Below are 22,392 nucleotides of genomic sequence, written 5' to 3'. Positions count from 1 at the left end.
ATGTGCGAATTCGATCAGGCCGCTCTGTTCCCGTCGTAGGTAAAGTCTGTACGGGACGCAGGCGGCATAACCTAAGGTTTTACTGTGGGCTGGATCGCCCGGTCATCTCCCGTGCCATTTCGGTGGCGTAGCTGTCGGTCATGCCGGCGATAAAGTCGATCATGCGCAGAAACGAAGCGTGCAGCGACCAGGCTGGGTTCGGCGCGCTGTTGCCCAGCAAGTCAAGGATGCGTCGGTTCTTGAACGACGGCGTGCGCCCGCCATGCTGCTCCAGGGCGGCACCGCAAAACGCGTTCAGCAGGATTTCCAGGGTGGTGTAGGCGCCGATCTCGTGCAGGGTCTTGCGTTTGTCCTGGAAGATTTTCTTGCGCGCCATGTCCTTGGCGTCCAGTACACAGCGCTTGGCCGGGCCGTGCATGTGTTCCACCAGGTCGCCCGGCAGTGTGCCGGCGAGCAATGCGTCCTGCTGCTCGACGAAGGCGCGTGCCGCTGCGTTGGTCAGGTGCTCGATGGCCTTGCCGCGCAGGATCGCCAGCTTGCGCCGGCGTGAATCCTGCGGGCCCAGTTGCCGGTAGGTCTGGGGCAAATCATCACCCACCAGGTCGAGCAGCAGCGACTCGACTTCGGCATATTCGAGCAGCTCCATTTCCAGGCCGTCTTCGAGGTCGATCAAGGCGTAGCAGATATCATCGGCCGCCTCCATCAGGTAGACCAGCGGGTGACGGGCCCAGCGTTGCTCTTCCAGCTGGGGCAGGCCGAGCTTGTGGGCGATCTGTTCAAGGATCGGCAACTCGCTCTGATAACAACCGAACTTATGCTTCTTGTAGCCCAACGAATCCGCGTGGCGGGCGGTCCAGGGGTACTTCAGGTAAGTGCCGAGGGTGGCGTAGGTCAGCCGTGTGCCGCCGTCGAACTGGTGGTACTCCAGCTGGGTAAGCACCCTGAAGCCTTGGGCATTGCCTTCGAAATTGAGGAAATCGTTGCGTTCGGCACTGCTCATGTCATCCAGCCAGCCGCGTCCGGCCGCCTGTTGGAACCAGTGGCGAATGGCATCTTCACCCGAGTGCCCGAACGGCGGGTTGCCGATGTCATGGGCCAGGCAAGCCGATTGCACCACCATGCCCAGGTCGCTTGGCTCGCACCAGTCGGGCAGGGCGCTGCGCAAGGTTTCGCCGACACGCATGCCAAGGGAGCGGCCGACGCAGCTGACTTCCAGGGAGTGGGTCAGACGTGTATGGATATGGTCATTACTGGACACCGGGTGCACTTGAGTCTTGCGGCCCAGGCGGCGGAACGCGCCGGAGAAAATAATCCGATCGTGGTCTTTGTGGAACGGACTACGGCCGAGTTCTTCCGGGCTGTGCAGGGGTTTTCCAAGACGTTCGCGGGTAAGCAGGGTGGGCCAATCCAAGGCGGTTACTCTCCGTGCGGTGAATGACCCTCCCAGCTTCCCGGTTCAGCGCGGCATCGGCAAGCAAAAATCTACAGGCCGGCCGCATCGATATCGATTAACAGCAAGCGCTGACCGTTATCGAAGAACTGCCCGGCGGTGAGGCAGTATTGGTTGGTAGTGGCATCGCGGTAGGTCGACGACAGCGTCAGGCGCCGCTCCTCCCAGCCTTCGGCGAGCAGGTGATAGAAGTATGGCCGCCATGACCAGTTGTGGCCCAGGTAGCGGCTGTCGGCCTGCCAGGCATCCTGGCGCCACTCGAAGTTGGGCGTCAGCTGGGTGCCATGGCGGTCGCACTGGTAAAAGCGCAGCAGCCATGGAAAGTCCGGCAATTGGGGCAGTTGATCGAGCGGCGCGCGGGCCTGTGCCCAGCGTTGGAGGATGCTCATCAGCTCGGCCAATTGCACGCGCAACTGCATCACACGGCCACGCTCGGCGAGTTTGTGTTGCACGTAAACCCCGCGCAGTTGGGCAAAGCGCGCGACGAACGCATCGGCCGCAAACCAGTCCAGTTGGGCCTGGGCAAACAGATAACCCTGCACATAACGCGCGCCGCACTCCAGGGCAAAATTCAGTTGCGCCTCGGTTTCCACGCCCTCGGCGATGATCCAGCAGCCGGTTTTTTCGGCCATTTGCGCCAGCGCCCGCACCACGTCACTGCTCGGCCCGCCTTTGGCGGCTTCCTGGAACAGGCGCATGTCGAGCTTGAGAATGTCCGGCTGCAGCGCCAGTACGCGGTCGAGTTGCGAATAGCCGGCACCGAAGTCATCGATGGCGATGCGTGCGCCAGCGTCGCGATAGCGTGCGACCACCTCGGCCAGGCGCTGGATGTCGCCGCCCAGCTCGGTGATTTCAAACACAATGCGCCGCGGATCGACATTGTGGGCCTGCACTTGTTTCAGGCTGGGCAAGGCTTGGCCAGGGCGCAGGCGGTTGATCCAGCGCGGTGAGATATTCAGGCTCAGAAACCAGTCGGCGGGGGCTTCATGCAGGCGGCTCAAGGCGTTTTCGCGGATCTGCCGGTCCAGACGGCGCAGGGCCACACCCGGTGTGCGTGGGTCGGCAAACAGCGGGCCTACCGACTGCAAGTGACCATCGGCCTGACGCAAGCGGCCCAGGGCCTCGACGCCGGCAATGCGCCCGGTGGCGGTGTCGATGAATGGCTGGAAACAGGCGAGCGGTTGCCCGTCGATCACGGGGCCTCCTTAAGAGAGCTGGCGAAAAAAAGGCCCGGCCCTCAGTGACGAGGGCCGGGCCGATTCTGTTTGCAAGAATGCAGCCAGCCAGCTTCAGCCTTTACGCTGCATGGCCAATTTGATCAGCGGGATCAAACCGGCACCCAGCCGCACCAGGCGCGTCAGGCTGCTGATGCCGCCGCCCTTGGCGCCCTTGCCGGTGAAAAAGCCCATCAGGGTCACCGCCGCCACGCCCCACAGCGGCGCGTGCTTGATGCCCAGGCTGTCTTGCCAGTTGTGGCGCATGTCGCGCATTTTGTTCAACGGCGCCATCAGTTGCTGGGACTCGTGACGGATCTCCTGGCGATGCATTTCCATGCGCAGGCGAATCAACGCCTTGCGCATTTCCCGGCGCGAGGTGTTTTGCGGGATTTCAGTCATGCTCATGGCAGCAGGCGCTCCCGATCATTGGCCAACTCTTCAAGGGTGGCGTGGAAGGGCGTGGACTCATCGAACACCGCCGCTTTCAAGCGCACCCCGCAGAAGGCCGCGGCCAGGCTGTAGAACACGCAAAGGCAGATAATCCCGGTGAGACGATAGCCGGTGTCCCACACCAGAATCATCACCAGCGTCGACAACCCCACCAGCAATAACAGCGCAAACACCAGCGCCAAGCCTGCAAACAGCAGCAGGCTCACGGTGCGGGCCTTCTGTTCCTGCAACTCGATGCCAAATAATTCGACGTGGCTGTGCAGCAAGCCCAGAACGGCTGCGCCCAGGCGTCGTGAAGTGGAACTGGTGCCCGTGGACGAGCCGGTTTCGCCGATAGACATGATAGTTAGCGCCTTGTAGCCAGCAGACCGATCAAAAAGCCCACGCCGGCGGCAATGCCTACAGACTGCCAAGGGTTGGCCTGCACGTAATCTTCGGTGGCCGTGACCGCCGCCTGGCCGCGTTCACGCAGGGAATCTTCGGTCAGTTGCAGGGTTTCACGGGCTTTGAGCAGGCTCTCGTGAATCTTGCTGCGCAGCTCATCGGCCTGGTCACCGGCGAGTACGGCGGTGTCGTCGAGCAACTTTTCGGTGTCGCTGACCAGGGTTTGGAAATCCGCCATCAGTATTTCTTGAGCAGTCTTTGCAGTTCTTCTGGCCATGGGTATCTCCGTGATTGGCTGATCTGGTTTGGTACGTGTGGTTTCGAGTCACCGGTTTCGGTGAAGGTTCACTTCAATTGTCTGGTACAGCTTTTGCTTTGCCTTGGTGCGCAGGCCTTGGGGCTTGCGCCGAGTCGGGGCGGATCGAGGCCAATGCCTGGAAAAACCTTACCCTAAATCACACAAACTCGCGGAAAAACCCTGTCGGCAACGGCCCATTGTGTTGATCGCTGCGCTAAAGCGGTTCACGCCCTCTCAAGAGGGGCGGTGCCGGTGGTGCCAATTTAGTGCGCGCAACCCTGGCTTGAACCGCTTTGGTGCTTTTTGCCTTGAATGCAGGCCTGCCAACCTCCATGGAAAATTTGCAAAGCGCAGTGGACACCCTCGTCCACAGCTCCAATACCCTGTTTATCCTGATTGGTGCGGTCATGGTCCTGGCCATGCACGCCGGCTTCGCGTTCCTCGAAGTCGGCACCGTGCGCCAGAAAAACCAGGTCAACGCCCTGTCGAAAATCCTCAGTGACTTCGCCATCTCGACCCTGGCTTATTTCTTTATAGGCTATTGGATCTCCTATGGCGTGAGCTTTATGCAGCCGGCGGCGGTGATCAGCGCCGACCACGGCTATGGCCTGGTGAAGTTCTTCTTTCTGTTGACCTTCGCGGCAGCGATCCCGGCGATCATTTCCGGCGGCATTGCCGAGCGAGCCAAATTCGCCCCGCAATTGTGTGCCACCGCGCTGATCGTGGCGTTTATCTACCCGTTTTTCGAAGGCATGGTGTGGAACGGCAATTTTGGCCTGCAAGCCTGGTTGCTCGCGCGCTTTGGCGCCAGCTTCCATGACTTTGCCGGCTCCGTGGTGGTGCACGCCATGGGCGGCTGGCTGGCGCTGGCGGCGGTGTTGCTGTTGGGCCCGCGCAACGGGCGCTACAGGGAAGGGCGGCTGGTCGCGTTTGCGCCTTCGAGCATTCCGTTCCTGGCGCTGGGTTCGTGGATTTTGATCGTCGGCTGGTTCGGCTTTAACGTGATGAGCGCGCAAACCCTCAACGGTGTCAGCGGCCTTGTCGCCGTCAACTCACTGATGGCGATGGTCGGCGGTACGGTCGCAGCCTTGGTGATCGGCCGCAATGACCCTGGCTTCCTGCACAACGGCCCGCTGGCAGGGCTGGTGGCGATTTGCGCCGGCTCCGACCTGATGCACCCGGTGGGCGCGTTGGTCACCGGTGTGGTCGCGGGTGGGCTGTTCGTGTGGTGCTTTATTGCCGCCCAGGATCGCTGGAAGATCGACGACGTGCTGGGCGTATGGCCGCTGCATGGCCTGTGTGGTGTGTGGGGCGGCATCGCCTGCGGGATCTTTGGCCAGACCGCATTCGGTGGCCTGGGCGGCGTCAGCCTGATCAGCCAGTTGATCGGCACCGCGCTGGGCGTGGCCGTGGCATTGGGCGGCGGCTTGCTGGTATACGGCGTGATCAAGCGCGTACACGGGCTGCGCCTGAGTCAGGAGCAGGAGTATTACGGCGCGGATCTGTCGATTCACAAAATTGGTGCGGTCAGCCAGGATTGATCGACTGTCTGGCAACATGCTGGCCCGCTCGCCACAGTCAGGTGGGTGGGCTTAGAATGGTTGCCTGTTTTTGATCGGGTCCATTCGCCATGCTTCCTGAATGCCAGTTGTTCGGCACCCTGGGTTGCCATCTCTGCGAACTTGCTGAAGCCGAAATCATGCCGCTCGTCGAGGGCGGGTTGCTGGTGGAGTTGGTGGATATCACTGACCCCGACGACCTCATTGAAGTTTACGGACTGCGCATCCCGGTGCTTCGGCGCGCCGATACAGGGGCGGAGCTGGATTGGCCGTTCGAGACCGAACAGGTGGTCAACTTCCTTAAATAGCGCGAGCCCGGTGGCTTGCCGACCACCAGGCTTTGGTTGTTCAAGCGTTTTAAGTGTTCTCCAGACCGCAGCGCTCATGCGCGATCAAGTCATCGTGGGTTTCGCGCCGCCGTATTAATTTGGCGTGTGCTCCCTCCACCAGCACTTCTGGTGGGCGCCCTCGGGAGTTGTATTGGCTGGCCATGCTCATCCCATAAGCGCCACATGAGAAAATCGCCAACAAGCTTGCGTCTTCCAGTACGGGCAGGGGCCGGCCTAATGCGAAGTGATCGCCGGTTTCACAAATGGGGCCAACAATGTCGACCTCTTCCAGAGGCGCGGCTCCCGCCTTACGGACGCTTTCGCTCAACGCCGTCCAATGGCCGGAAAAGTCGCCAAATCGGGTTGGCCAGATGACGTGATTCGCGCCGTATAAAGTGGGGCGCAGCAGGACGTTCATACCCGCATCAACAATTGCAATCTTGCGATCCCAGCCTTGTTTGATGTACTCGACCGTGGTGAGTAAAACGCCCGCGTTCGCGCTGATCGAACGGCCCGGCTCAATGATGAAGCGCAGACCTTGGCGTTTCAGTTCTTGCAGACGCTCACAAATATGCGCTCCCGTTTCAGTCAGTGAACAGACGGGATTGCTTTCGTTGCCGTATTGCGCTGGAAACCCACCGCCGATATTGATGAACTCAATCGGGCAGTCAGCGGCCTGAAGCCGGTTGACCATTTCTTCAATCTTGTCGATGGCAGACAAGTAGGTGTGGGCCGATGGGATCGGGGACCCGAGATGTATATGGATGCCAACCACATCGACGCTCGCGTAACGCTTTGGGGTAAACAGTTCATAGGCGCGTTCAATCGGTATGCCAAATTTCGTCTGGCGGCCGCCAGTGGCCGTTTTCTCATGGGTACCGGCATCCACCACATCCGGATTGACCCGAATGGCCACCTTTACACGCTTGCCGGCCGCCGACGCTACCGCATCCAGGCGCAGCAACTCTGCCTCGGACTCCACATTGAAAAGGAATACGCCCACGTCAACGGCATAGCTGATTTCTTCGTGGGACTTGCCGACACCCGCGAACACTATCTTGTCTGCGGTCACGCCTGCCATCAGTGCCCGGTACAGTTCACCGCCACTGACCACATCGAGGCCGGATCCTTGGTCGACCAAGAGCTTGAGGACGCTGAGATTGCTGCAGCTTTTAACCGAGAAGCAAATCAAAGGCGCCAGTGCAGAAAATGCGTTTTGTAGTACGGCATAGTGATTTTTCAGCGTCTGTGCTGAATAGAGATAAACAGGGCTGCCGTGCTGTTCGACAATGGCACTTACATCCACTTGCTCTACATGTAAATGGCCGTTGATAAAATTAAAATGGTCCATCTTCCTACCTCGATTGGATGACTCCGACTAAACGCACTGACAACTTTCTCGGCGCAGACGATGAAGTGTGCATGGCGAAAAAATAAAGAAAAAATATCAAAATGATGGCCATCTATTCATTTCTGATATGGTTCGCCCCCTTCAATTCAACGCGTGGGTGTGCTCATGAATTTCAGTTTTCGCCATGTGGAAGTGTTCTGGGCGGTCATGACCACCGGCAGTGCGACCGCTGCCGCGGCATTGCTGCATACCTCGCAGCCCACTATCAGCCGCGAGCTGAGTCGTTTTGAAACTTTGACTCAGTTGACCTTGTTCAAACGCGCGGGCGCGAAACTGATTCCCACCGAGCATGGCCTGATGCTCTTCGATGAAGTTCAGCGCAGCTATGTGGGCCTGGCTCGCGTCAAGAACGCCGCTGAGGCCATCCGGCACTTTCGCCATGGGCAAATTTCGCTGACCTGCCAGCCTGCGTTTTCGAATGCCTTGCTGCCACAGGTCTGCCAGGATTTTTGTATTAAGTTCCCGGGTGTCAGCATCAATGTCACGCCGCAGGAATCTCCTGCCTTGGAAGAGTCACTGACGGCTCAGCGTTATCATTTGGGGCTGACTGAAACCCTTGAGACACCACCTGGAACCCACAGCGAAACCTTGTTAAACCTTGATGTGGTGTGTGTATTGCCTTCTCATCATGTGCTTAATGCAAAAGCAGTCCTCACGCCAGAGGACTTCAATGGGCAAAACTTTGTTTACCTTGCGGCGGATGACCCCTACAGGATCAAAACCGACGCGATCTTTCAGCAGGCGGGCATTGAGAGACGGCTGGTGGTCGAAACGCATAACGCCAGCGCTGTGTGTGCGACCGTCAACCTGGGTGTCGGCGTTGCAATCGTCAATCCGCTCACTGCGCTGGACTATGTGAGCAGAGGTTTGCAGATCCGGCGTTTTTCCCATTCGATTTCTTACTGTGTGAGTGTCGTGCGGCCGTTGCACCGCCCTGAATCGTCCAGCGTCATTCACTTTGTGGATGTGCTGCGCAGCCATTGTCAGCGCATAAGTGCTCAGTTGCAGAACCTCTGAGCAGGCCCACTGGTCGTGCACGGGTGCTCTTGATCGCCCGGGCGCGTTTTCGCGATGGCGAGTTTCCGAATATTAAGTTACTGTATGTTTGTACAGCGATTGAATAGAGGGAACGCCCGTGGTGAATGTTGAACAACTGAAAAGCAGCGTCAATCGCATGTCCGCCGACGTCGTGCGCGACGCGGTGAATGAGCTGCGCCTCGACGGCCTGGTCACGGAAGGCAAGACGCCGTTTAACAAAGTGCATTTCAATACCTGCTTTGCCGAGATCGAGGCGTTGTTCCAGCGCGCCGGTTACCACAAGCAGTTGGACGTGGTGGGTTACCAGGGCTTGTTGTACGCGCTCTACGATCCCGGCCGCTGGGAAGCGGTGGACGTGTTGCGCTGGCTCAAGGAATTTACCGAGGCGGCCAGCGCCTCGCCGGTGTTGCGAGCGCAATTGGCCAAGGCCTGAGATCCGCCCTAGGCCCAATCGCGTTCCATGCGGGATAATGCCTGCCGGTTTATCCAGGTTTCGAGCATTGCATGTCCACATCCGCTTTCTCTGCGTCCCAGCATCAAGCCAGCACCTTGTACCTGCCGCCCGGCCCCTGGGCGACGGTGCTCGATTGCCTGTGCGAGCACTTTCCGGCGATCAGCCGTGAACACTGGCTGGACCGCGTCGCCCGTGGCCGCGTCTTGGACATCAATGGCCTGCCAATCAGCCTGGACCTCGCCTACAAGGAAGGCCTGTGCATTTATTATTTCCGCGAAGTGCCGAATGAGAAGGTGATCCCGGTTCAGGAAAGCATCCTGTATGCCGATGAGCACTTGGTAGTGGCCGACAAACCACACTTTCTGCCGGTGACCCCGGCCGGCGAATACGTCGAGCAAACCCTGTTGCGCCGCCTGATTCGTCGCCTGGACAACCCCGCGCTGGTGCCCCTGCATCGCATTGATCGGCACACGGCGGGGCTGGTGCTGTTCTCGGCCAACCCGCAAACCCGGTCGGCGTATCAACAGCTGTTTCCCACACGGCGCATCGATAAATTCTACGAAGCCATTGCCCCGGCCTTACCCGACCTGACCTTCCCGCTGGTGCATAAAAGTCGCCTGGTCGATGGCCAGCCGTTCTTTCGCATGCAGGAAGGGCCGGGCGCCAGCAACACCGAAACGGCGGTGCAAGTGCGCGAGAAAAATGGCGGTCTGTGGCGCTACGGCCTGTTCCCCGTGACCGGCAAGAAGCACCAGCTGCGGGTGCACATGACGGCGCTGGGGGCGAGTATCTGCAACGACCCGTTCTACCCCGATGTGCTCAAAGATGCCGAGGACGACTACGCCAACCCACTCAAACTGCTGGCCCAGGGCGTGCGCTTTATTGACCCGGTGACCGGTGAACAACGCCATTTTCGCAGCCGCATCACCCTCGACTGGTAACCGCCAGAAACGACAAGGCCCGCACATGGCGGGCCTTGTGGGCAAACGCTTAAGACTTACAGGTCTTTAACGGTGCGAACCTGATCCTTGTTGATACGGGTCTGCTTGCCGTCAAGTTGTTCGAACTCGTAGAAGCCCGAAGCCTTGTCGTATTTAGGGGTGTCGACGGCCTGGATTTCGCGACCGTCATTCAGGGTGATCACTGTAGGCGAAGCGCAACCGGCGAGAGTGGCGAGGCCCAGTGCAAGCATGAGAGCGGCGATGGTCCGTTGAGTCATGAGTTTGTCTCCAAGAGAATTCTTTTAAATAGCTGACCTTGTGACGCGCATGGCGTCGACAAAGTTCCTTGTGCGAGGTTCATTCTGACACGCCAGACCCAGGGTGCAACAGCTCGGGTGTATTCAGATTGGCCAGGCGTGGGTCGTCAGCTTGGCATTCCAGGCCCACACCGCCCAACTGCAGGAATATCTTGCGCGGGCTGCGCTCACCGGCGTCCCATGCCTGTTGTACCTGGGTTTTGAGGTGGGTGGGGATGATGCAGATCAAGGGTTCCCAGAACTCGCCATGGCGTACCATTACCGGCACCTGCGGGTTGCGGTGTGCCGTCTCACACAAATCGGCCAACAGTCTCACGTCGATGTTGGGTACGTCACACGGCAGTATCAGCACATGCGCATGGCGCGCGGCGGCCAGGCCCGCGCGGATGCCCGCCAGCGGGCCGGGGAAGTCCGGGCTGTCGTCGCTCACCAACTGGTCGGCATAGGGCGCGTACTGCTCATGGTTGCGGTTGCACGAGATGATCAGGTCATTGGTCAGCGGTCGGGTCAGGCGCTGCAAATGTGCAACCAATGGCTGGCCGTGCCAGGGCAGCAGGCCTTTGTCCTGGCCGCCCATGCGTTGGCCACGGCCGCCGGCCAGCAGCAGGATCGAGTAAGGCAGGGGCGAAGAATCAAGCGACATGGTGGTTCCGCAGCGGCAGGCAAATAGGGGCCTGTGATATAACATCGGGCTGTTCATTCGACAACCGGACCAAGCCATGAAAGCCAAGGCTGATGCGCCCTTCGTACCCCTCAATATCGCTGTGCTGACTGTCAGCGACACCCGCACCCTGGACACCGACACCTCCGGCCAGGTCTTCGTCGATCGCCTGGCCGCCGCCGGCCACAACCTGGCCGAGCGCGTACTGCTCAAGGACGACCTGTACAAAATCCGCGCCCAGGTCGCCCACTGGATCGCCGAAGACGTGGTGCAAGTGGTGCTGATCACCGGCGGCACCGGCTTCACCGGCCGCGACAGCACGCCCGAAGCCGTCAGCTGCCTGCTGGACAAGCAGGTCGATGGTTTTGGCGAACTGTTCCGCCAGATCTCCGTGGCTGATATCGGCACCTCCACCGTCCAATCACGCGCCCTGGCCGGCCTGGCCAATGGCACGCTGGTCTGCTGCCTGCCGGGTTCGACCAACGCGGTGCGCACCGGTTGGGATGGCATCCTTGCCGAGCAACTGGATAACCGCCACCGCCCGTGCAACTTTGTGCCGCACCTGAAGCAGGCCGAACCCTGCGAATCCCGTGGATAAGCCTGGCAAGTCCGGTGCACTGATGCCGGTGGAACAAGCGCTGCAGCAACTACTGGACATGGCTGAAGCAACGCCGATTCGCGAGCACGACGTGCAGCCCTTGGCCGAGTGTGATGGCCGCGTATTGGCGCAAGATTTGGTCTCCACCCTCGACCTGCCGCCTTGGCCCAACAGCGCCATGGACGGTTACGCCCTGCGCCTGTCGGACTGGACCGGCGAGCCGCTGCCCGTGAGCCAGCGCATCTTCGCCGGCCAGGCACCGCAGCCACTGGCGGCCGGCACTTGCGCGCGCATCTTTACCGGCGCGCCGGTGCCCGAAGGCGCCGATTGTGTGCAGATGCAGGAAAACGCCGTGGTCCACGCCGACGACCGCGTGAGCTTCACCGAGCGCTTGCGGGCCGGCCAGAACATCCGCCCCCAAGGCCAGGAAACCACGGTCGGCGAGTTGGTGCTTAACGCAGGCACCCGGCTTGGCCCGATAGAGCTCGGCCTGGCTGCTTCCCTCGGGCATGACTGTTTAAGTGTGGTGCGCCGGGTACGCGTGGCCGTGCTGTCCACCGGCGATGAACTGATCGAACCCGGCCTGCCGCTGGGGCCGGGGCAGATCTACAACAGCAACCGGCGTGTGTTATGCAGCTGGCTTGTGCGCATGGGCTGTGAAGTGATCGATGCCGGGATTCTTCCGGATGACCTGGAAAAGACCCGCACACGCCTGGCAAGCCTGGGCAGTGTCGACCTGATCCTGTCCACCGGCGGTGTCTCGGTCGGCGAGGCGGACTTTCTCGGCATCGCCCTGCGCGAAGAGGGCGAACTGGCCCTGTGGAAACTTGCGATCAAGCCGGGCAAACCGCTGACCTTCGGGCACTTTCGCGGTGTGCCGGTGATTGGCCTGCCCGGCAACCCGGCGTCGACTTTGGTGACCTTTGCGCTGCTGGCCCGGCCCTATCTGCTGCGCCGCCAAGGCGTGCAGGACGTGGCGCCGCTGCGCTTCGAAGTGCCGGTGGGGTTCGTGTGGCCTCAGCCGGGCAACCGCCGCGAGTACCTGCGCGGGCGTATCGAGCAGGGCCGGGCGATTATCTACCGCAACCAGAGCTCCGGCGTGCTACGCAGCGCGGCGTGGGCCGAAGGGTTTGTGGAGGTGTTGGAGGGGACGACACTCGATATTGGCGACCGCGTCAATTTCATTCCCTTGAGTGAAGTCCTGAACTGACAATAGAGACCGACTGTGGGAGCTGGCTTGCCTGCGATGCAGACACCTCGGAGTGTCAGGTACACCCGGTTGATGCCATCGCAGGCAAGCCAGCTCCCACATTTGGATTTGTGTGCAGCTAGTAATCATCCCCACGCGCAGTCACATCCCGCTCCACCGGCTCGGCATTCGGGTCATAGCCCACCGGGAATTTGCCCTTGAGCGTCCACGCAAACGCAATAATCTCAGCCACCGTGCGGTACAACTCCTCCGGAATGCTGTCGCCCAATTCCATGCGCGCCAGCAGTTTCACCAACTCGGCATTCTCATAGATCGGCACTTCATTTTCCCGCGCCAACTTCAAAATGGCTTCGGCCAGGGCATCGTCGCCCTTGGCCGTCAGGGTTGGCGCTTGCTGGCCGTCGTACTTGAGGGCAATCGCCTGGCGTGGCGGAAGGGAGTTTTTCATGCGGTTTCATCCACCCAGCGTTGCTCCAATCCGGTTCGTGGCCCACGTGGCGGCGTACCGAGGTGGCAGTCCAGGTCGCCGACATTGATGCCCGAGGTCACCAGGCGCTCGCGCAAGCTGCCCAAATGGCTTTCGATCAGGCTGGCGGTAAACGGGCGCGAGGCCCACAGCTGGCTGGACAATTTGCCCTGGGTCAGTTGCGCCTGCACCTGCAACGGCCCCAGCGGCTCCATGTCGAAGGCCAGCTCGACGCGCCAGAGCATTTGCTTGGGGTCTTTCTTGTCCTTGCGCTCCGGTTGGTCCTTGTCCGGCGGCGGTTCTTCACGCTGGAACTTGACCTGCAACGGCACAATGTCCTGCAAGGTGCGCATGGGGATTTCCAACTGCCAAGTGGTTTGCAGGCGGCCATCGGCGGTAGTGCCGGTTTGCTCCAGGCTCGATAACTGGTGGCTTTGCAGCCGGGAAATGGCCCCGGCGGCCAGGCGCAGCAGGTTTTCCAGGTCGCCTTCGCCTGCAAGTTTGGCCATCAGCCGGTCCGGCAGCGGAAAGCCCGCCGGGGCTTGTCGTGCGCCGATCTGGCCGAGGGTGCTGAGCGGGTTGCGCACGAAGTTGGGCAGTACCTGGGCCAGGGTATTGGCGGCGAGGATGGCGTTCAGATTAGTGGCGGCGGGCAGCGCCGGCAGCAGTTCGGCGACCAGCCGCAGCAGGCTGCCTTTCATGTCCAGCGGTGGCACTTGCGGGTCTTGCCCGGCCAGCAGTTTGGCTTCAAGAAACACGCCGCTACTTTGTACCAACTGCGCCAGCACCTTGGGGTTGCTGACTTGCGCCAGGTCGGGCAGGGCGTTGAGCAAGCGCGCGGCGGCGGCGCGCAGGTCGCTGGAGGTGGTGTCGTCGGCAGGCAGGCTTTGCAGCGCGTTGAACAGCACATCCAGCGAGCCTTGGCGACTTTGCTGGGTCGACAACTGTTGCGCCACGGCCAGTTGATCCTTGAGACCGCTCAACGGCACGAAATTCAGGGTCTGCGCATTTTGCACCACGGCGCTGAGCAAGCTGCCGACCCGCAGCGGCTGCGGGCTTTCCAGACTCAACGTGGTGCCGGCCAGGGCGTTATTGAGTACGCTGACCAATGAGCGATAGATCGCCGGTTGCGCGGTGCCTTGCGGCAGCATCTGGGTGGTCAGCACCTTGGCCTGCAACAGCGTGCCCACCGGCAGTTGCGTGGTGTCGATGCGGGTCAGGGCGGCCACATTGGCGCTCAGGGCTTGCTGCAAGGTGATGGTCAGGTTGCCGGTCGGCGTCTGGCTCACCGCCACGTTGCTGCCCAGCGGCAACGGCTGGGCGCTGCTGGCCTGTACCAATGTCTGGCGGCCGCCTTCGAGGGTCAACTTGAGCAACAGCTGAAATGCATCGCCGCCTTGTTTAAGCGCTATCACCTCGGCGTTCGCGGTTTTGCCAGGGTCGATCAGGCCGGTCTGCGGCTCCAGCAGTTTCAACAACTCGCCGGTCGGCGGCAGCGGGGCAGGCCCGGGCGTCGGTGCTGGCGGCAGCGTAGGAAGGTTGATCTCACCGGTCATCGTGCGCGTCGTCTCTGGGGAAATTGCCCTCTTTAGAGTAGGGCATCACATGTATAATGCCGCCCGTCTGCAAAGAGAGCGGTAAAAACCTCACAACTATTTGATCCAGCTCTCTAAAATCGGTCGCCAAAGCCGTTATTGTGCACTTCTCTATAACGGCCGCTGCACCGCCGACTTGAACCGTAAAGGCCCGCGATCTTTTGACCAGCCCTCTTCTAGAAGCCGTAGCGCTTGCCTGTGAACGCGACCTGCGCCTGCTGTTCGAGCACCTCGAACTGCGGCTGGCGGGCGGCGACATGGTGCAGATCAGCGGCCCCAATGGCAGCGGCAAGACCAGTTTGCTGCGCCTGCTGGCCGGGTTGATGCAGCCGACGGCCGGTGAGGTTCGACTCAACGGCAAGCCCCTCAACGAACAACGCACCGAGCTTGCGCGCAACCTGATCTGGATCGGCCACGCCGCCGGCATCAAGGACGTGCTCACGCCGGAAGAAAACCTCAGCTGGCTCAGCGCCCTGCATCATCCGGCGCCCCGCGATGCCATCTGGCAAGCCTTGGCCGCTGTTGGCCTTAAAGGCTTCGAAGATGTCCCTTGCCACACCTTGTCCGCCGGCCAGCAGCGCCGCGTGGCGCTGGCACGTTTGTATCTGCCTGGCCCGCCGCTGTGGATTCTCGACGAACCCTTCACCGCCCTCGACAAGCAGGGCGTCGCCCAACTCGAAGAACACCTGGCACAGCACTGTGAACAGGGTGGCCTGGTGCTGCTCACCACCCACCACACGCTGGCGCGCAGGCCCGCCGGTTACTGCGACCTGGATTTAGGGCGGTGGTCGGCATGAGTGTGTTCGCGCTGTTAGTCGCCCGTGAAGCCCGCCTGTTGTGCCGTCGCCCGGCCGAATTGGCCAATCCTTTGGTATTTTTCGCTATCGTCATCGCGCTGTTCCCGCTGGCAGTCGGCCCCGAGACTAAACTGTTGCAAACCTTGTCCCCGGGACTGGTGTGGGTGGCCGCGCTTTTATCGGTGCTGCTCTCGCTGGACGGGCTGTTTCGCAGTGATTTTGAAGACGGTTCCCTCGAGCAGTGGGTCCTTTCGTCGCACCCCTTGCCACTTCTGGTACTGGCCAAGGTGCTGGCACACTGGGTTTTTTCCGGCTTGGCGCTAGTATTGCTCTCGCCGCTGCTGGCGATGATGCTCGGCTTGCCCGTCGAGTGCCTGCCGGTGTTGCTCCTGTCCTTGTTACTCGGTACGCCGGTGCTCAGCCTGTTGGGGGCGGTGGGCGCAGCGTTGACCGTCGGTTTGAAGCGGGGTGGCCTGTTGCTGGCCCTGCTGATTCTGCCTTTGTACATCCCGGTGTTGATCCTGGGCAGCGGCGCCTTGCAGGCCGCGCTCATGGGCATGCCGGCGACCGGTTACCTCCTGTGGCTTGGCAGCCTGACCGCCCTGGCGGTAACCCTGACACCCTTTGCTATAGCGGCTGGCCTGAAGATCAGCGTCGGCGAATAATGAGGTCTGGCCAAGTGTTATGCCTTGGCCAGTAAAGACCCTGAGCTTTGCGCAATGACGCACAGCCACCGTGATGGAAACAGCAATGAACTGGACCTGGTTTCACAAGCTCGGCTCGCCCAAATGGTTTTACGGCATCAGCGGCAAATTGCTGCCGTGGTTGAGCATCGCCGCCATTTTGCTGATCGGCATCGGCCTGGTCTGGGGCCTGGCCTTCGCGCCGCCGGACTACCAGCAAGGCAACAGCTTTCGCATCATCTATATCCACGTGCCCGCCGCCATGCTGGCGCAGTCCTGCTATGTGATGCTGGCGGTGTGCGGCATCGTCGGGCTGGTGTGGAAGATGAAACTGGCCGACGTGGCCCTGCAATGCGCCGCGCCCATCGGCGCCTGGATGACCGCCGTGGCGCTGGTCACCGGCGCGATCTGGGGCAAACCCACCTGGGGTTCGTGGTGGGTGTGGGATGCGCGACTGACCTCCATGCTGATCCTGCTGTTCCTGTACTTCGGCCTCATCGCCCTGGGCAATGCCATCAGCAACCGCGACAGCGCGGCCAAGGCCTGTGCGGTGCTGGCGATTGTCGGCGTAATCAACATTCCGATCATCAAATACTCGGTGGAGTGGTGGAACACTCTGCACCAGGGCGCCACCTTCACCCTCACCGAAAAACCGGCGATGCCCGTGGAAATGTGGGCGCCGCTGCTGCTGATGGTGCTGGGGTTCTACTGCTTCTTCGGCGCCGTGCTGCTGATGCGCATGCGCCTCGAAGTGCTCAAGCGTGAAGCCCGCACCAGTTGGGTCAAGACCGAAGTGCAAAACAGCCTGGAAGCGCGCGGATGAACTTCAACTCGTTCAGTGAATTTCTCGCCATGGGCCATCACGGCCTGTATGTCTGGACGGCCTATGGCATCTGCCTGGCAGTGCTGGCCCTCAACGTTGCCGCGCCGATCCTGGCCCGCAAGCGTTACCTGCAACAAGAGGCGCGTCGTTTGCGCCGGGAGACCGATAAGTGAATCCGCTGCGTAGAAAGCGTCTGTTGATCATCCTCGCCATCATGGCCGGCGTCGGCATTGCCGTGACCCTGGCCCTGAGCGCCTTGCAGCAGAACATCAACCTGTTCTACACCCCGACCCAGATCGCCAATGGCGAAGCGCCTGTCGACACGCGCATCCGCGCCGGCGGCATGGTAGAGAAGGGCTCTTTGAAGCGTTCCGGTGATTCCCTTGACGTGACCTTTGTGGTCACCGACTTCAACAAAGCCGTGACCATCACCTATCGCGGCATCCTCCCGGACCTGTTCCGTGAAGGCCAGGGCATCGTCGCCCTGGGCAAGCTCAACGCCGACGGCGTGGTGGTGGCCGATGAAGTACTCGCCAAGCACGATGAGAAGTACATGCCGCCGGAAGTGGCCAAGGCGTTGAAAGACAGCGGCCAATCGGCCCCAGCACCTGCCAAGGAGGGCTAAGCCATGACGTCCGCACTGTTTATTCCGGAGCTGGGCCAGTTGGCGATGATCCTCGCCCTGTGCTTCGCCATCGTCCAGGCCGTGGTGCCGTTGCTCGGCGCCTGGCGCGGCGACCGCCTGTGGATGAGCCTGGCGCAGCCGGCCGCCTGGGGCCAGTTTGCCTTTTTGGTGTTCGCGTTTGGCTGCCTGACCTACGCCTTTATGACCGACGACTTTTCCGTCGCCTATGTCGCCAATAACTCCAACAGCGCGCTGCCGTGGTACTACAAGTTCAGCGCCGTGTGGGGCGCCCACGAAGGTTCGTTGCTGCTGTGGGCCTTGATCCTTGGCGGCTGGACCTTTGCCGTATCGGTGTTCTCGCGCCAACTGCCGCAGGTCATGCTGGCCCGCGTGTTGGCGGTGATGGGCATGATCAGCATCGGCTTCCTGCTGTTTTTGATCATGACCTCCAACCCGTTCACGCGCATCCTGCCGCAGATCCCGATGGATGGGCATGACCTCAACCCGTTGTTGCAAGACATCGGCCTGATCGTGCCCCCGCCGATGCTCTACATGGGCTACGTCGGTTTCTCCGTGGCCTTTGCGTTTGCCATCGCCGCCTTGCTCGGCGGGCGCCTCGATGCGGCCTGGGCGCGCTGGTCGCGGCCATGGACCATTGTGGCCTGGGCGTTCCTCGGTATCGGTATCACCCTCGGTTCGTGGTGGGCCTACTACGAACTCGGCTGGGGCGGCTGGTGGTTCTGGGACCCGGTGGAAAACGCCTCGTTCATGCCCTGGCTGGTGGGCACCGCGCTGATTCACTCGCTGGCCGTCACCGAAAAACGCGGCGTGTTCAAAAGCTGGACCGTGTTGCTGGCCATCGCCGCGTTTTCCCTCAGCCTGCTGGGTACTTTCCTGGTGCGTTCGGGCGTGTTGACCTCGGTGCATGCGTTTGCGTCCGACCCGGAGCGCGGCGTGTTCATCCTGATCTTCCTGCTGTTTGTAGTCGGTGGCTCGCTGACCCTGTTTGCGTTGCGCGCACCCGTGGTCAAGAGCCAGGTCGGCTTTAACCTGTGGTCGCGGGAAACCCTGCTGCTGGGCAATAACCTGGTGCTGGTGGTGGCCGCGTCGATGATCCTGCTCGGCACCCTGTACCCCTTGGTGCTGGACGCTTTGAGCGGCGCCAAGCTGTCCGTCGGGCCGCCGTACTTCAACGCGTTGTTTATCCCGTTGATGGGCCTGTTGATGGTGGTCATGGCCGTTGGTGTGCTGGTGCGCTGGAAAGACACGCCGGTCAAATGGCTGGCCGGCATGCTGATGCCGGTGCTGCTGGGCAGCGTGGCCCTGGCAGTGATCGCCGGGTTCGCCTACGGCGATTTCAATTGGGCGGTGCTCGCCACTTTCCTGCTGGCTGCCTGGGTATTGCTGGCCGGCGTTCGCGATATTTTCGACAAGACCCGTCACAAAGGCCTGATCAAAGGCTTGCCGACGTTGACCCGCAGCTACTGGGGCATGCAAGTCGCCCACATCGGCATCGCCGTGTGCGCCCTCGGCGTGGTGCTGTCCAGCCAGAACAGCGCTGAGCGCGACCTGCGCCTGGCGCCGGGTGAGTCCATGGACCTGGCCGGTTACCACTTCATTTTCGAAGGCGCCAAGCACTTCGAAGGCCCGAACTTCACGTCCGACAAAGGCACTGTTCGTGTCGTGCGCAACGGCAAGGAAGTGGCGGTGCTGCACCCGGAGAAACGCCTGTACACCGTGCAAAGCTCGATGATGACCGAAGCGGGTATCGACGCCGGTTTCACCCGTGACCTCTATGTGGCATTGGGTGAGCCGCTGGGCGACGGCGCCTGGGCGGTGCGCGTGCACGTCAAACCGTTTGTGCGCTGGATCTGGTTCGGCGGTTTGCTCACCGGTTTCGGCGGGTTGCTGGCCGCGCTGGACCGGCGTTATCGCGTCAAGGTCAAAAGCCGTGTGCGTGAAGCCCTCGGCCTGCAAGGAGCGGCGGCATGAAGCGTTGGTTGATGGTGTTGCCGCTGGCGGCCTTTCTGGTGATGGCAGTGTTCTTGTATCGCGGCTTGTACCTCGATCCGGCCGAGTTGCCCTCGGCGATGATCGGTAAACCCTTCCCTGCGTTCAGCCTGAAGACCGTGCAGGGCGACAAAACCCTGACCCAGGCCGACCTGCTGGGTAAACCGGCGCTGGTCAATGTGTGGGGCACCTGGTGCATTTCCTGCCGCGTTGAACACCCGGTACTGAACAAACTGGCCGAGCAGGGCGTGGTGATCTACGGCATCAACTACAAGGACGACAATGCTGCCGCCTTGAAGTGGCTGGCCGAGTTCCATAACCCCTACCAGTTGGATATCCGCGATGAGGACGGCAACCTCGGTCTCAACCTCGGTGTATACGGCGCGCCGGAAACCTTCTTCATCGATGCCAAAGGCGTGATCCGCGACAAGTATGTTGGCGTGATCGACGAAGTGGTCTGGCGCGAGCAACTGGCCGCCAAGTACCAGGCACTGGTCGATGAGGCCAAGCCATGAAGCGTCTGTTAGCCGCTGCGGTTCTTGCACTTGGACTGGTTGGCGTCGCCCATGCGGCCATCGACACCTACGAGTTCGCCAAGGACGGTGACCGTGAGCGTTTTCGCGAATTGACCAAGGAACTGCGCTGCCCCAAGTGCCAGAACCAGGACATCGCCGACTCCAACGCCCCGATCGCCGCCGACCTGCGCAAAGAGATTTTCCGCATGCTGGGGGAGGGCAAGGACAACCAGCAGATCATCGACTTCATGGTCGACCGCTACGGTGATTTCGTGCGCTACAAACCGGCCCTTACCGGCAAGACTGCGTTGCTCTGGTTCGGCCCCGCCGGGCTGTTGCTGGCCGGCGTGGTGGTGATGGCCGTGATCGTGCGCCGTCGCCGCGCTGCGCCTACTGATGGTTCCGATGCGCTCTCCCCGGATGAACGCAAACGCCTCGACCAATTGCTGGACACCAAGACTGATGATTGATTTTTGGCTCGCAGCAGGGTTGCTGCTCCTGATTGCCCTGAGTTTTCTGTTGATCCCTGTACTGCGCGGCCGCCGTGCCCAGCGTGAAGAGGACCGCACCGCACTGAACGTGGCGCTCTACCAGGAACGCGTAGCCGAGCTGCAAGTGCAGCAGGACGAAGGCGTGCTGAATGCCGCCCAGCTCGACACCGGCCGCGCCGAGGCTGCGCGTGAGTTGCTGGCCGACACCGAGGGCGTGGAAAAGCCCCGCGAATCGCGCCTGGGCAAACCACTGCCGTTGTTGGCGGCGTTTCTCGTGCCGGTCCTGGGCGTTGCGCTGTACCTGCATTACGGGGCGAGCGACAAGGTCGAGCTGACCCGCGAATTCTCCCAGCCGCCGGTGTCGATGCAAGACATGACCCGCCGCCTGGAGCGCGCCGCCGCCGCCCAGCCTGACTCGGCGGAAGGCTTGTACTTCCTCGGTCGCGCCTACATGGCTCAGGACCGTTCCGCCGATGCCGCGAAAATCTTCGAGCGCACCGTCGCACTCGCCGGTCGCCAGCCCGAACTGCTCGGCCAATGGGCGCAGGCGCAGTACTTTGCCGACAATAAACAATGGTCGCCCAAGGTGCAGGCGCTGACCGATGAAGCCTTGAAGCTCGACCCCAAAGAAGTCACCAGCCTTGGCCTGCTGGGTATCGCCGCCTTTGAAGGTCAGCGTTATCAGGAAGCCATCGATTACTGGAACCGCCTGCTGGCCCAGTTGCCAGCGCAAGACAACTCCCGTGTCGCGCTGCAAGGCGGTATCGACCGCGCGGCCGAGAAGCTCAAGGAAAGCGGTGGCACGGTTGCGGCAAAAACCGTGATGAAAGTGCGCGTGGACCTGGCACCTGATGTGAAGGCCAAAGCCCTGCCCACCGACAGCGTGTTCATCTTCGCCCGTGCGGTAAACGGCCCGCCGGCACCGCTGGCAGCCAAGCGTGTCACCGTGGCTGAACTGCCGGTCACCGTCGAACTGGGCGATGCGGACGCAATGATGCCGCAGTTGAAACTGTCGAACTTCCCCGAAGTCCAACTGGTTGCGCGCATATCCCGGGCCGGTCAGCCGACCACTGGCGAGTGGATCGGCCGCAGCCAACCTTTGGCCAGCACTACCACTGCGCTGCAGCAACTGACCATTGACACTCCGGACAAGTAAATCGAGGAAACGCCTATGACCGCATTTGCACGTATCACCTTGCTCAGCCTGGTATTGGGGCTGAGCGCTTGTGCGGTCCATCGGCCTCCCGCACCCACCGGCCCGACCATCCCACCGTCTGGCCCGTCGACCCAACCGGGCACCAAGCCTTCCGGCCCGGTAACACCGTCGCCGAAACCTGTGCCAAGCAAATCGCCGACCTTCGCCCCTCCACCGGGCGCCGCCAGCCACTGGGACGGCAAGATGCAGGTGTATGTATTGGACGAACAGCCCGACACCTTCTACCGCCAGCGCACCTACTACCGCTGGAGCAACGGCTGGAGCCGCTCCATCAGCCCGAACGGGCCGTGGGAAGACACCGATGTGCATGGCGTGCCGCCGGGGTTGAGCAAGCAATACGCGCAATAACAAAAGGCGACCTTTGAAAGGTCGCCTTTTTTATTACTCAACTTGAAATGCAATCCACTGTGGGAGTTGGCTTGCCTGCGATAGCGGTGTATCAGCTACCCATCTGCCAACTGACCCACGGCTATCGCAGGCAAGCCAGCTCCCACAGTGGATCCCCTTTGATCGTTCGAATTTGATCGTTCCCACGCGCAGCAAAGGAATGCATGCGGTGACGCTCTGCGTCAGGCCCACTTGGGGACGCAGAGCGTCCCAGGCGGCATTCCCACGCAGAGCGTGGGAACGAGCATTACCTGACTTGAAACGCAATCCCCTGTGGGAGCTGGCTTGCCTGCGATAGCGGTACACCTGCTGGCTAGGTATTGCCTGGTCCACCGCTATCGCGGGCAAGCCCGCTCCCACAGTTTTGATCTCCATTTGATCTGAGATTTACGCCAGTTCTTGAATGCGGCGCGGCGCTCCGAGCCAGTGAATCACCCCAGCCACCACCCCCAACATCACCCCAAACT

Annotated in this window: 27 protein-coding genes; 17 read left to right on the top strand and 10 right to left on the bottom strand. The window is 61.3% G+C overall.

Going from position 1 to position 22,392, the window contains the following annotated elements:
• Positions 1–79: 79 nt before the first annotated feature.
• The 5 genes from GIW48_RS09800 to GIW48_RS09780 form a co-directional block, all read right to left on the bottom strand.
• A complete protein-coding gene (locus GIW48_RS09800; protein WP_017136178.1) occupies positions 80–1,411 on the bottom strand; it encodes a deoxyguanosinetriphosphate triphosphohydrolase in 1,332 nt (443 codons plus the stop codon).
• A 71-nt stretch (positions 1,412–1,482) separates the two neighbouring features.
• The gene (locus tag GIW48_RS09795) at positions 1,483–2,646 is read right to left on the bottom strand and encodes an EAL domain-containing protein (RefSeq protein WP_169985702.1); all 1,164 of its coding nucleotides are present in this window, start codon (positions 2,644–2,646) and stop codon (positions 1,483–1,485) included.
• Between the two features lie 93 nt (positions 2,647–2,739).
• Complete coding sequence (locus tag GIW48_RS09790) at positions 2,740–3,072, bottom strand: hypothetical protein (RefSeq protein ID WP_017136180.1); 333 nt, start codon at positions 3,070–3,072, stop codon at positions 2,740–2,742.
• Positions 3,069–3,458 carry a phage holin family protein gene (locus GIW48_RS09785; protein ID WP_017136181.1) on the bottom strand — a complete coding sequence of 130 codons (390 nt, stop codon included), beginning with the start codon at positions 3,456–3,458 and terminating at the stop codon, positions 3,069–3,071. Before GIW48_RS09785 ends, GIW48_RS09790 begins: the two co-directional genes overlap by 4 nt.
• A 5-nt stretch (positions 3,459–3,463) precedes the next feature.
• The gene (locus GIW48_RS09780) at positions 3,464–3,778 is read right to left on the bottom strand and encodes a DUF883 family protein (RefSeq protein ID WP_017136182.1); all 315 of its coding nucleotides are present in this window, start codon (positions 3,776–3,778) and stop codon (positions 3,464–3,466) included.
• Positions 3,779–4,131: 353 nt separating this feature from the next.
• Between GIW48_RS09780 and GIW48_RS09775 the strand changes: the two genes are divergently transcribed.
• Together GIW48_RS09775 and GIW48_RS09770 are read left to right on the top strand one after the other, a co-directional pair.
• Positions 4,132–5,340: an ammonium transporter gene (locus tag GIW48_RS09775; protein WP_138450029.1), complete on the top strand. Its 1,209-nt coding sequence runs from the start codon at positions 4,132–4,134 to the stop codon at positions 5,338–5,340.
• A gap of 89 nt (positions 5,341–5,429) precedes the next feature.
• The gene (locus GIW48_RS09770; RefSeq protein WP_177033540.1) at positions 5,430–5,666 is read left to right on the top strand and encodes a glutaredoxin family protein; all 237 of its coding nucleotides are present in this window, start codon (positions 5,430–5,432) and stop codon (positions 5,664–5,666) included.
• A 49-nt stretch (positions 5,667–5,715) separates the two neighbouring features.
• Here GIW48_RS09770 and lysA read toward each other — a convergent pair whose 3' ends face one another.
• Positions 5,716–7,038 (bottom strand): diaminopimelate decarboxylase, encoded by a 1,323-nt coding sequence (lysA, locus tag GIW48_RS09765; protein WP_236461093.1) that lies wholly within the window; start codon positions 7,036–7,038, stop codon positions 5,716–5,718.
• A 165-nt stretch (positions 7,039–7,203) separates the two neighbouring features.
• Here lysA and GIW48_RS09760 point away from each other — a divergent pair, with 165 nt between their 5' ends.
• The 3 genes from GIW48_RS09760 to GIW48_RS09750 all read left to right on the top strand — a co-directional run bounded on the left by GIW48_RS09760 (position 7,204) and on the right by GIW48_RS09750 (position 9,531).
• Positions 7,204–8,115 (top strand): LysR family transcriptional regulator, encoded by a 912-nt coding sequence (locus GIW48_RS09760; protein ID WP_177033536.1) that lies wholly within the window; start codon positions 7,204–7,206, stop codon positions 8,113–8,115.
• Between the two features lie 118 nt (positions 8,116–8,233).
• Positions 8,234–8,569: a hypothetical protein gene (locus GIW48_RS09755; RefSeq protein WP_003189932.1), complete on the top strand. Its 336-nt coding sequence runs from the start codon at positions 8,234–8,236 to the stop codon at positions 8,567–8,569.
• A gap of 71 nt (positions 8,570–8,640) precedes the next feature.
• Positions 8,641–9,531: a pseudouridine synthase gene (locus tag GIW48_RS09750; protein ID WP_177033534.1), complete on the top strand. Its 891-nt coding sequence runs from the start codon at positions 8,641–8,643 to the stop codon at positions 9,529–9,531.
• 56 nt (positions 9,532–9,587) lie between these two features.
• Here GIW48_RS09750 and GIW48_RS09745 read toward each other — a convergent pair whose 3' ends face one another.
• Both GIW48_RS09745 and mobA read right to left on the bottom strand, forming a co-directional pair.
• Positions 9,588–9,809, bottom strand: a complete 222-nt coding sequence (locus GIW48_RS09745) for a YgdI/YgdR family lipoprotein (RefSeq protein WP_017136187.1) — start codon at positions 9,807–9,809, stop codon at positions 9,588–9,590.
• A 79-nt stretch (positions 9,810–9,888) separates the two neighbouring features.
• A complete protein-coding gene (gene mobA, locus GIW48_RS09740) occupies positions 9,889–10,491 on the bottom strand; it encodes a molybdenum cofactor guanylyltransferase MobA (RefSeq protein ID WP_236461095.1) in 603 nt (200 codons plus the stop codon).
• Positions 10,492–10,567: 76 nt separating this feature from the next.
• On the opposite strand from mobA, the gene moaB reads away from it, so the two are divergent.
• Together moaB and GIW48_RS09730 are read left to right on the top strand one after the other, a co-directional pair.
• The gene (gene moaB / locus GIW48_RS09735) at positions 10,568–11,107 is read left to right on the top strand and encodes a molybdenum cofactor biosynthesis protein B (protein WP_017136189.1); all 540 of its coding nucleotides are present in this window, start codon (positions 10,568–10,570) and stop codon (positions 11,105–11,107) included.
• 22 nt (positions 11,108–11,129) lie between these two features.
• A complete protein-coding gene (locus GIW48_RS09730; RefSeq protein ID WP_170039029.1) occupies positions 11,130–12,317 on the top strand; it encodes a molybdopterin molybdotransferase MoeA in 1,188 nt (395 codons plus the stop codon).
• A 118-nt stretch (positions 12,318–12,435) separates the two neighbouring features.
• Here GIW48_RS09730 and GIW48_RS09725 read toward each other — a convergent pair whose 3' ends face one another.
• Positions 12,436–12,765 carry an EscU/YscU/HrcU family type III secretion system export apparatus switch protein gene (locus tag GIW48_RS09725; RefSeq protein WP_099549057.1) on the bottom strand — a complete coding sequence of 110 codons (330 nt, stop codon included), beginning with the start codon at positions 12,763–12,765 and terminating at the stop codon, positions 12,436–12,438.
• Positions 12,762–14,339, bottom strand: coding sequence for a flagellar hook-length control protein FliK (fliK, locus tag GIW48_RS09720; RefSeq protein ID WP_138451779.1), 1,578 nt, complete (start codon positions 14,337–14,339; stop codon positions 12,762–12,764). The genes GIW48_RS09725 and fliK overlap by 4 nt, the downstream gene beginning before the upstream one ends.
• A 200-nt stretch (positions 14,340–14,539) precedes the next feature.
• Here fliK and ccmA point away from each other — a divergent pair, with 200 nt between their 5' ends.
• The 10 genes from ccmA (at position 14,540) to GIW48_RS09670 (ending at position 21,886) form a co-directional block, all read left to right on the top strand.
• The gene (ccmA, locus tag GIW48_RS09715) at positions 14,540–15,175 is read left to right on the top strand and encodes a cytochrome c biogenesis heme-transporting ATPase CcmA (RefSeq protein ID WP_236461097.1); all 636 of its coding nucleotides are present in this window, start codon (positions 14,540–14,542) and stop codon (positions 15,173–15,175) included.
• Positions 15,172–15,840 (top strand): heme exporter protein CcmB, encoded by a 669-nt coding sequence (ccmB, locus tag GIW48_RS09710; RefSeq protein ID WP_014717701.1) that lies wholly within the window; start codon positions 15,172–15,174, stop codon positions 15,838–15,840. The genes ccmA and ccmB overlap by 4 nt, the downstream gene beginning before the upstream one ends.
• Positions 15,841–15,925: 85 nt before the next feature.
• Positions 15,926–16,681 carry a heme ABC transporter permease gene (locus tag GIW48_RS09705; RefSeq protein WP_138451783.1) on the top strand — a complete coding sequence of 252 codons (756 nt, stop codon included), beginning with the start codon at positions 15,926–15,928 and terminating at the stop codon, positions 16,679–16,681.
• Entirely contained in the window at positions 16,678–16,854 is a 177-nt protein-coding gene (ccmD, locus tag GIW48_RS09700) for a heme exporter protein CcmD (RefSeq protein ID WP_017136196.1), read from the top strand. Before GIW48_RS09705 ends, ccmD begins: the two co-directional genes overlap by 4 nt.
• Positions 16,851–17,306 carry a cytochrome c maturation protein CcmE gene (gene ccmE, locus GIW48_RS09695; protein WP_236461099.1) on the top strand — a complete coding sequence of 152 codons (456 nt, stop codon included), beginning with the start codon at positions 16,851–16,853 and terminating at the stop codon, positions 17,304–17,306. Before ccmD ends, ccmE begins: the two co-directional genes overlap by 4 nt.
• A gap of 3 nt (positions 17,307–17,309) precedes the next feature.
• Positions 17,310–19,298, top strand: a complete 1,989-nt coding sequence (locus GIW48_RS09690; protein WP_236490669.1) for a heme lyase CcmF/NrfE family subunit — start codon at positions 17,310–17,312, stop codon at positions 19,296–19,298.
• Entirely contained in the window at positions 19,295–19,831 is a 537-nt protein-coding gene (locus tag GIW48_RS09685; RefSeq protein ID WP_017136199.1) for a DsbE family thiol:disulfide interchange protein, read from the top strand. Before GIW48_RS09690 ends, GIW48_RS09685 begins: the two co-directional genes overlap by 4 nt.
• The gene (locus tag GIW48_RS09680; RefSeq protein ID WP_017136200.1) at positions 19,828–20,301 is read left to right on the top strand and encodes a cytochrome c-type biogenesis protein; all 474 of its coding nucleotides are present in this window, start codon (positions 19,828–19,830) and stop codon (positions 20,299–20,301) included. Before GIW48_RS09685 ends, GIW48_RS09680 begins: the two co-directional genes overlap by 4 nt.
• The gene (ccmI, locus tag GIW48_RS09675) at positions 20,294–21,478 is read left to right on the top strand and encodes a c-type cytochrome biogenesis protein CcmI (protein WP_017136201.1); all 1,185 of its coding nucleotides are present in this window, start codon (positions 20,294–20,296) and stop codon (positions 21,476–21,478) included. The genes GIW48_RS09680 and ccmI overlap by 8 nt, the downstream gene beginning before the upstream one ends.
• Positions 21,479–21,493: 15 nt before the next feature.
• The gene (locus GIW48_RS09670; protein WP_236461101.1) at positions 21,494–21,886 is read left to right on the top strand and encodes a hypothetical protein; all 393 of its coding nucleotides are present in this window, start codon (positions 21,494–21,496) and stop codon (positions 21,884–21,886) included.
• The last annotated feature ends 506 nt before the right edge of the window (positions 21,887–22,392 follow it).

Origin of the sequence: Pseudomonas sp. PA-6-3C, from assembly GCF_021605825.1 — a bacterium.
In the GTDB taxonomy this organism is placed as follows: Bacteria; Pseudomonadota; Gammaproteobacteria; order Pseudomonadales; family Pseudomonadaceae; genus Aquipseudomonas; species Aquipseudomonas edaphica.
Note: the sequence above shows the minus strand (reverse complement) of the source record. Positions and strands in the feature narration are given on the sequence as shown.

Excerpts from the sequence above, each read along its gene's own strand:
- GIW48_RS09790 (WP_017136180.1), bottom strand. The coding sequence starts at position 3,072 with ATGAGCATGACTGAAATCCCGCAAAACACCTCGCGCCGGGAAATGCGC.
- GIW48_RS09785 (WP_017136181.1), bottom strand. The coding sequence starts at position 3,458 with ATGTCTATCGGCGAAACCGGCTCGTCCACGGGCACCAGTTCCACTTCA.
- GIW48_RS09780 (WP_017136182.1), bottom strand. The coding sequence starts at position 3,778 with ATGGCCAGAAGAACTGCAAAGACTGCTCAAGAAATACTGATGGCGGAT.
- GIW48_RS09775 (WP_138450029.1), top strand. The coding sequence starts at position 4,132 with ATGGAAAATTTGCAAAGCGCAGTGGACACCCTCGTCCACAGCTCCAAT.
- GIW48_RS09770 (WP_177033540.1), top strand. The coding sequence starts at position 5,430 with ATGCTTCCTGAATGCCAGTTGTTCGGCACCCTGGGTTGCCATCTCTGC.
- lysA (WP_236461093.1), bottom strand. The coding sequence starts at position 7,038 with ATGGACCATTTTAATTTTATCAACGGCCATTTACATGTAGAGCAAGTG.
- GIW48_RS09760 (WP_177033536.1), top strand. The coding sequence starts at position 7,204 with ATGAATTTCAGTTTTCGCCATGTGGAAGTGTTCTGGGCGGTCATGACC.
- GIW48_RS09750 (WP_177033534.1), top strand. The coding sequence starts at position 8,641 with ATGTCCACATCCGCTTTCTCTGCGTCCCAGCATCAAGCCAGCACCTTG.
- GIW48_RS09745 (WP_017136187.1), bottom strand. The coding sequence starts at position 9,809 with ATGACTCAACGGACCATCGCCGCTCTCATGCTTGCACTGGGCCTCGCC.
- mobA (WP_236461095.1), bottom strand. The coding sequence starts at position 10,491 with ATGTCGCTTGATTCTTCGCCCCTGCCTTACTCGATCCTGCTGCTGGCC.
- moaB (WP_017136189.1), top strand. The coding sequence starts at position 10,568 with ATGAAAGCCAAGGCTGATGCGCCCTTCGTACCCCTCAATATCGCTGTG.
- GIW48_RS09730 (WP_170039029.1), top strand. The coding sequence starts at position 11,130 with ATGCCGGTGGAACAAGCGCTGCAGCAACTACTGGACATGGCTGAAGCA.
- GIW48_RS09725 (WP_099549057.1), bottom strand. The coding sequence starts at position 12,765 with ATGAAAAACTCCCTTCCGCCACGCCAGGCGATTGCCCTCAAGTACGAC.
- fliK (WP_138451779.1), bottom strand. The coding sequence starts at position 14,339 with ATGACCGGTGAGATCAACCTTCCTACGCTGCCGCCAGCACCGACGCCC.
- ccmB (WP_014717701.1), top strand. The coding sequence starts at position 15,172 with ATGAGTGTGTTCGCGCTGTTAGTCGCCCGTGAAGCCCGCCTGTTGTGC.
- GIW48_RS09705 (WP_138451783.1), top strand. The coding sequence starts at position 15,926 with ATGAACTGGACCTGGTTTCACAAGCTCGGCTCGCCCAAATGGTTTTAC.
- ccmD (WP_017136196.1), top strand. The coding sequence starts at position 16,678 with ATGAACTTCAACTCGTTCAGTGAATTTCTCGCCATGGGCCATCACGGC.
- GIW48_RS09690 (WP_236490669.1), top strand. The coding sequence starts at position 17,310 with ATGACGTCCGCACTGTTTATTCCGGAGCTGGGCCAGTTGGCGATGATC.
- GIW48_RS09685 (WP_017136199.1), top strand. The coding sequence starts at position 19,295 with ATGAAGCGTTGGTTGATGGTGTTGCCGCTGGCGGCCTTTCTGGTGATG.
- GIW48_RS09680 (WP_017136200.1), top strand. The coding sequence starts at position 19,828 with ATGAAGCGTCTGTTAGCCGCTGCGGTTCTTGCACTTGGACTGGTTGGC.
- ccmI (WP_017136201.1), top strand. The coding sequence starts at position 20,294 with ATGATTGATTTTTGGCTCGCAGCAGGGTTGCTGCTCCTGATTGCCCTG.
- GIW48_RS09670 (WP_236461101.1), top strand. The coding sequence starts at position 21,494 with ATGACCGCATTTGCACGTATCACCTTGCTCAGCCTGGTATTGGGGCTG.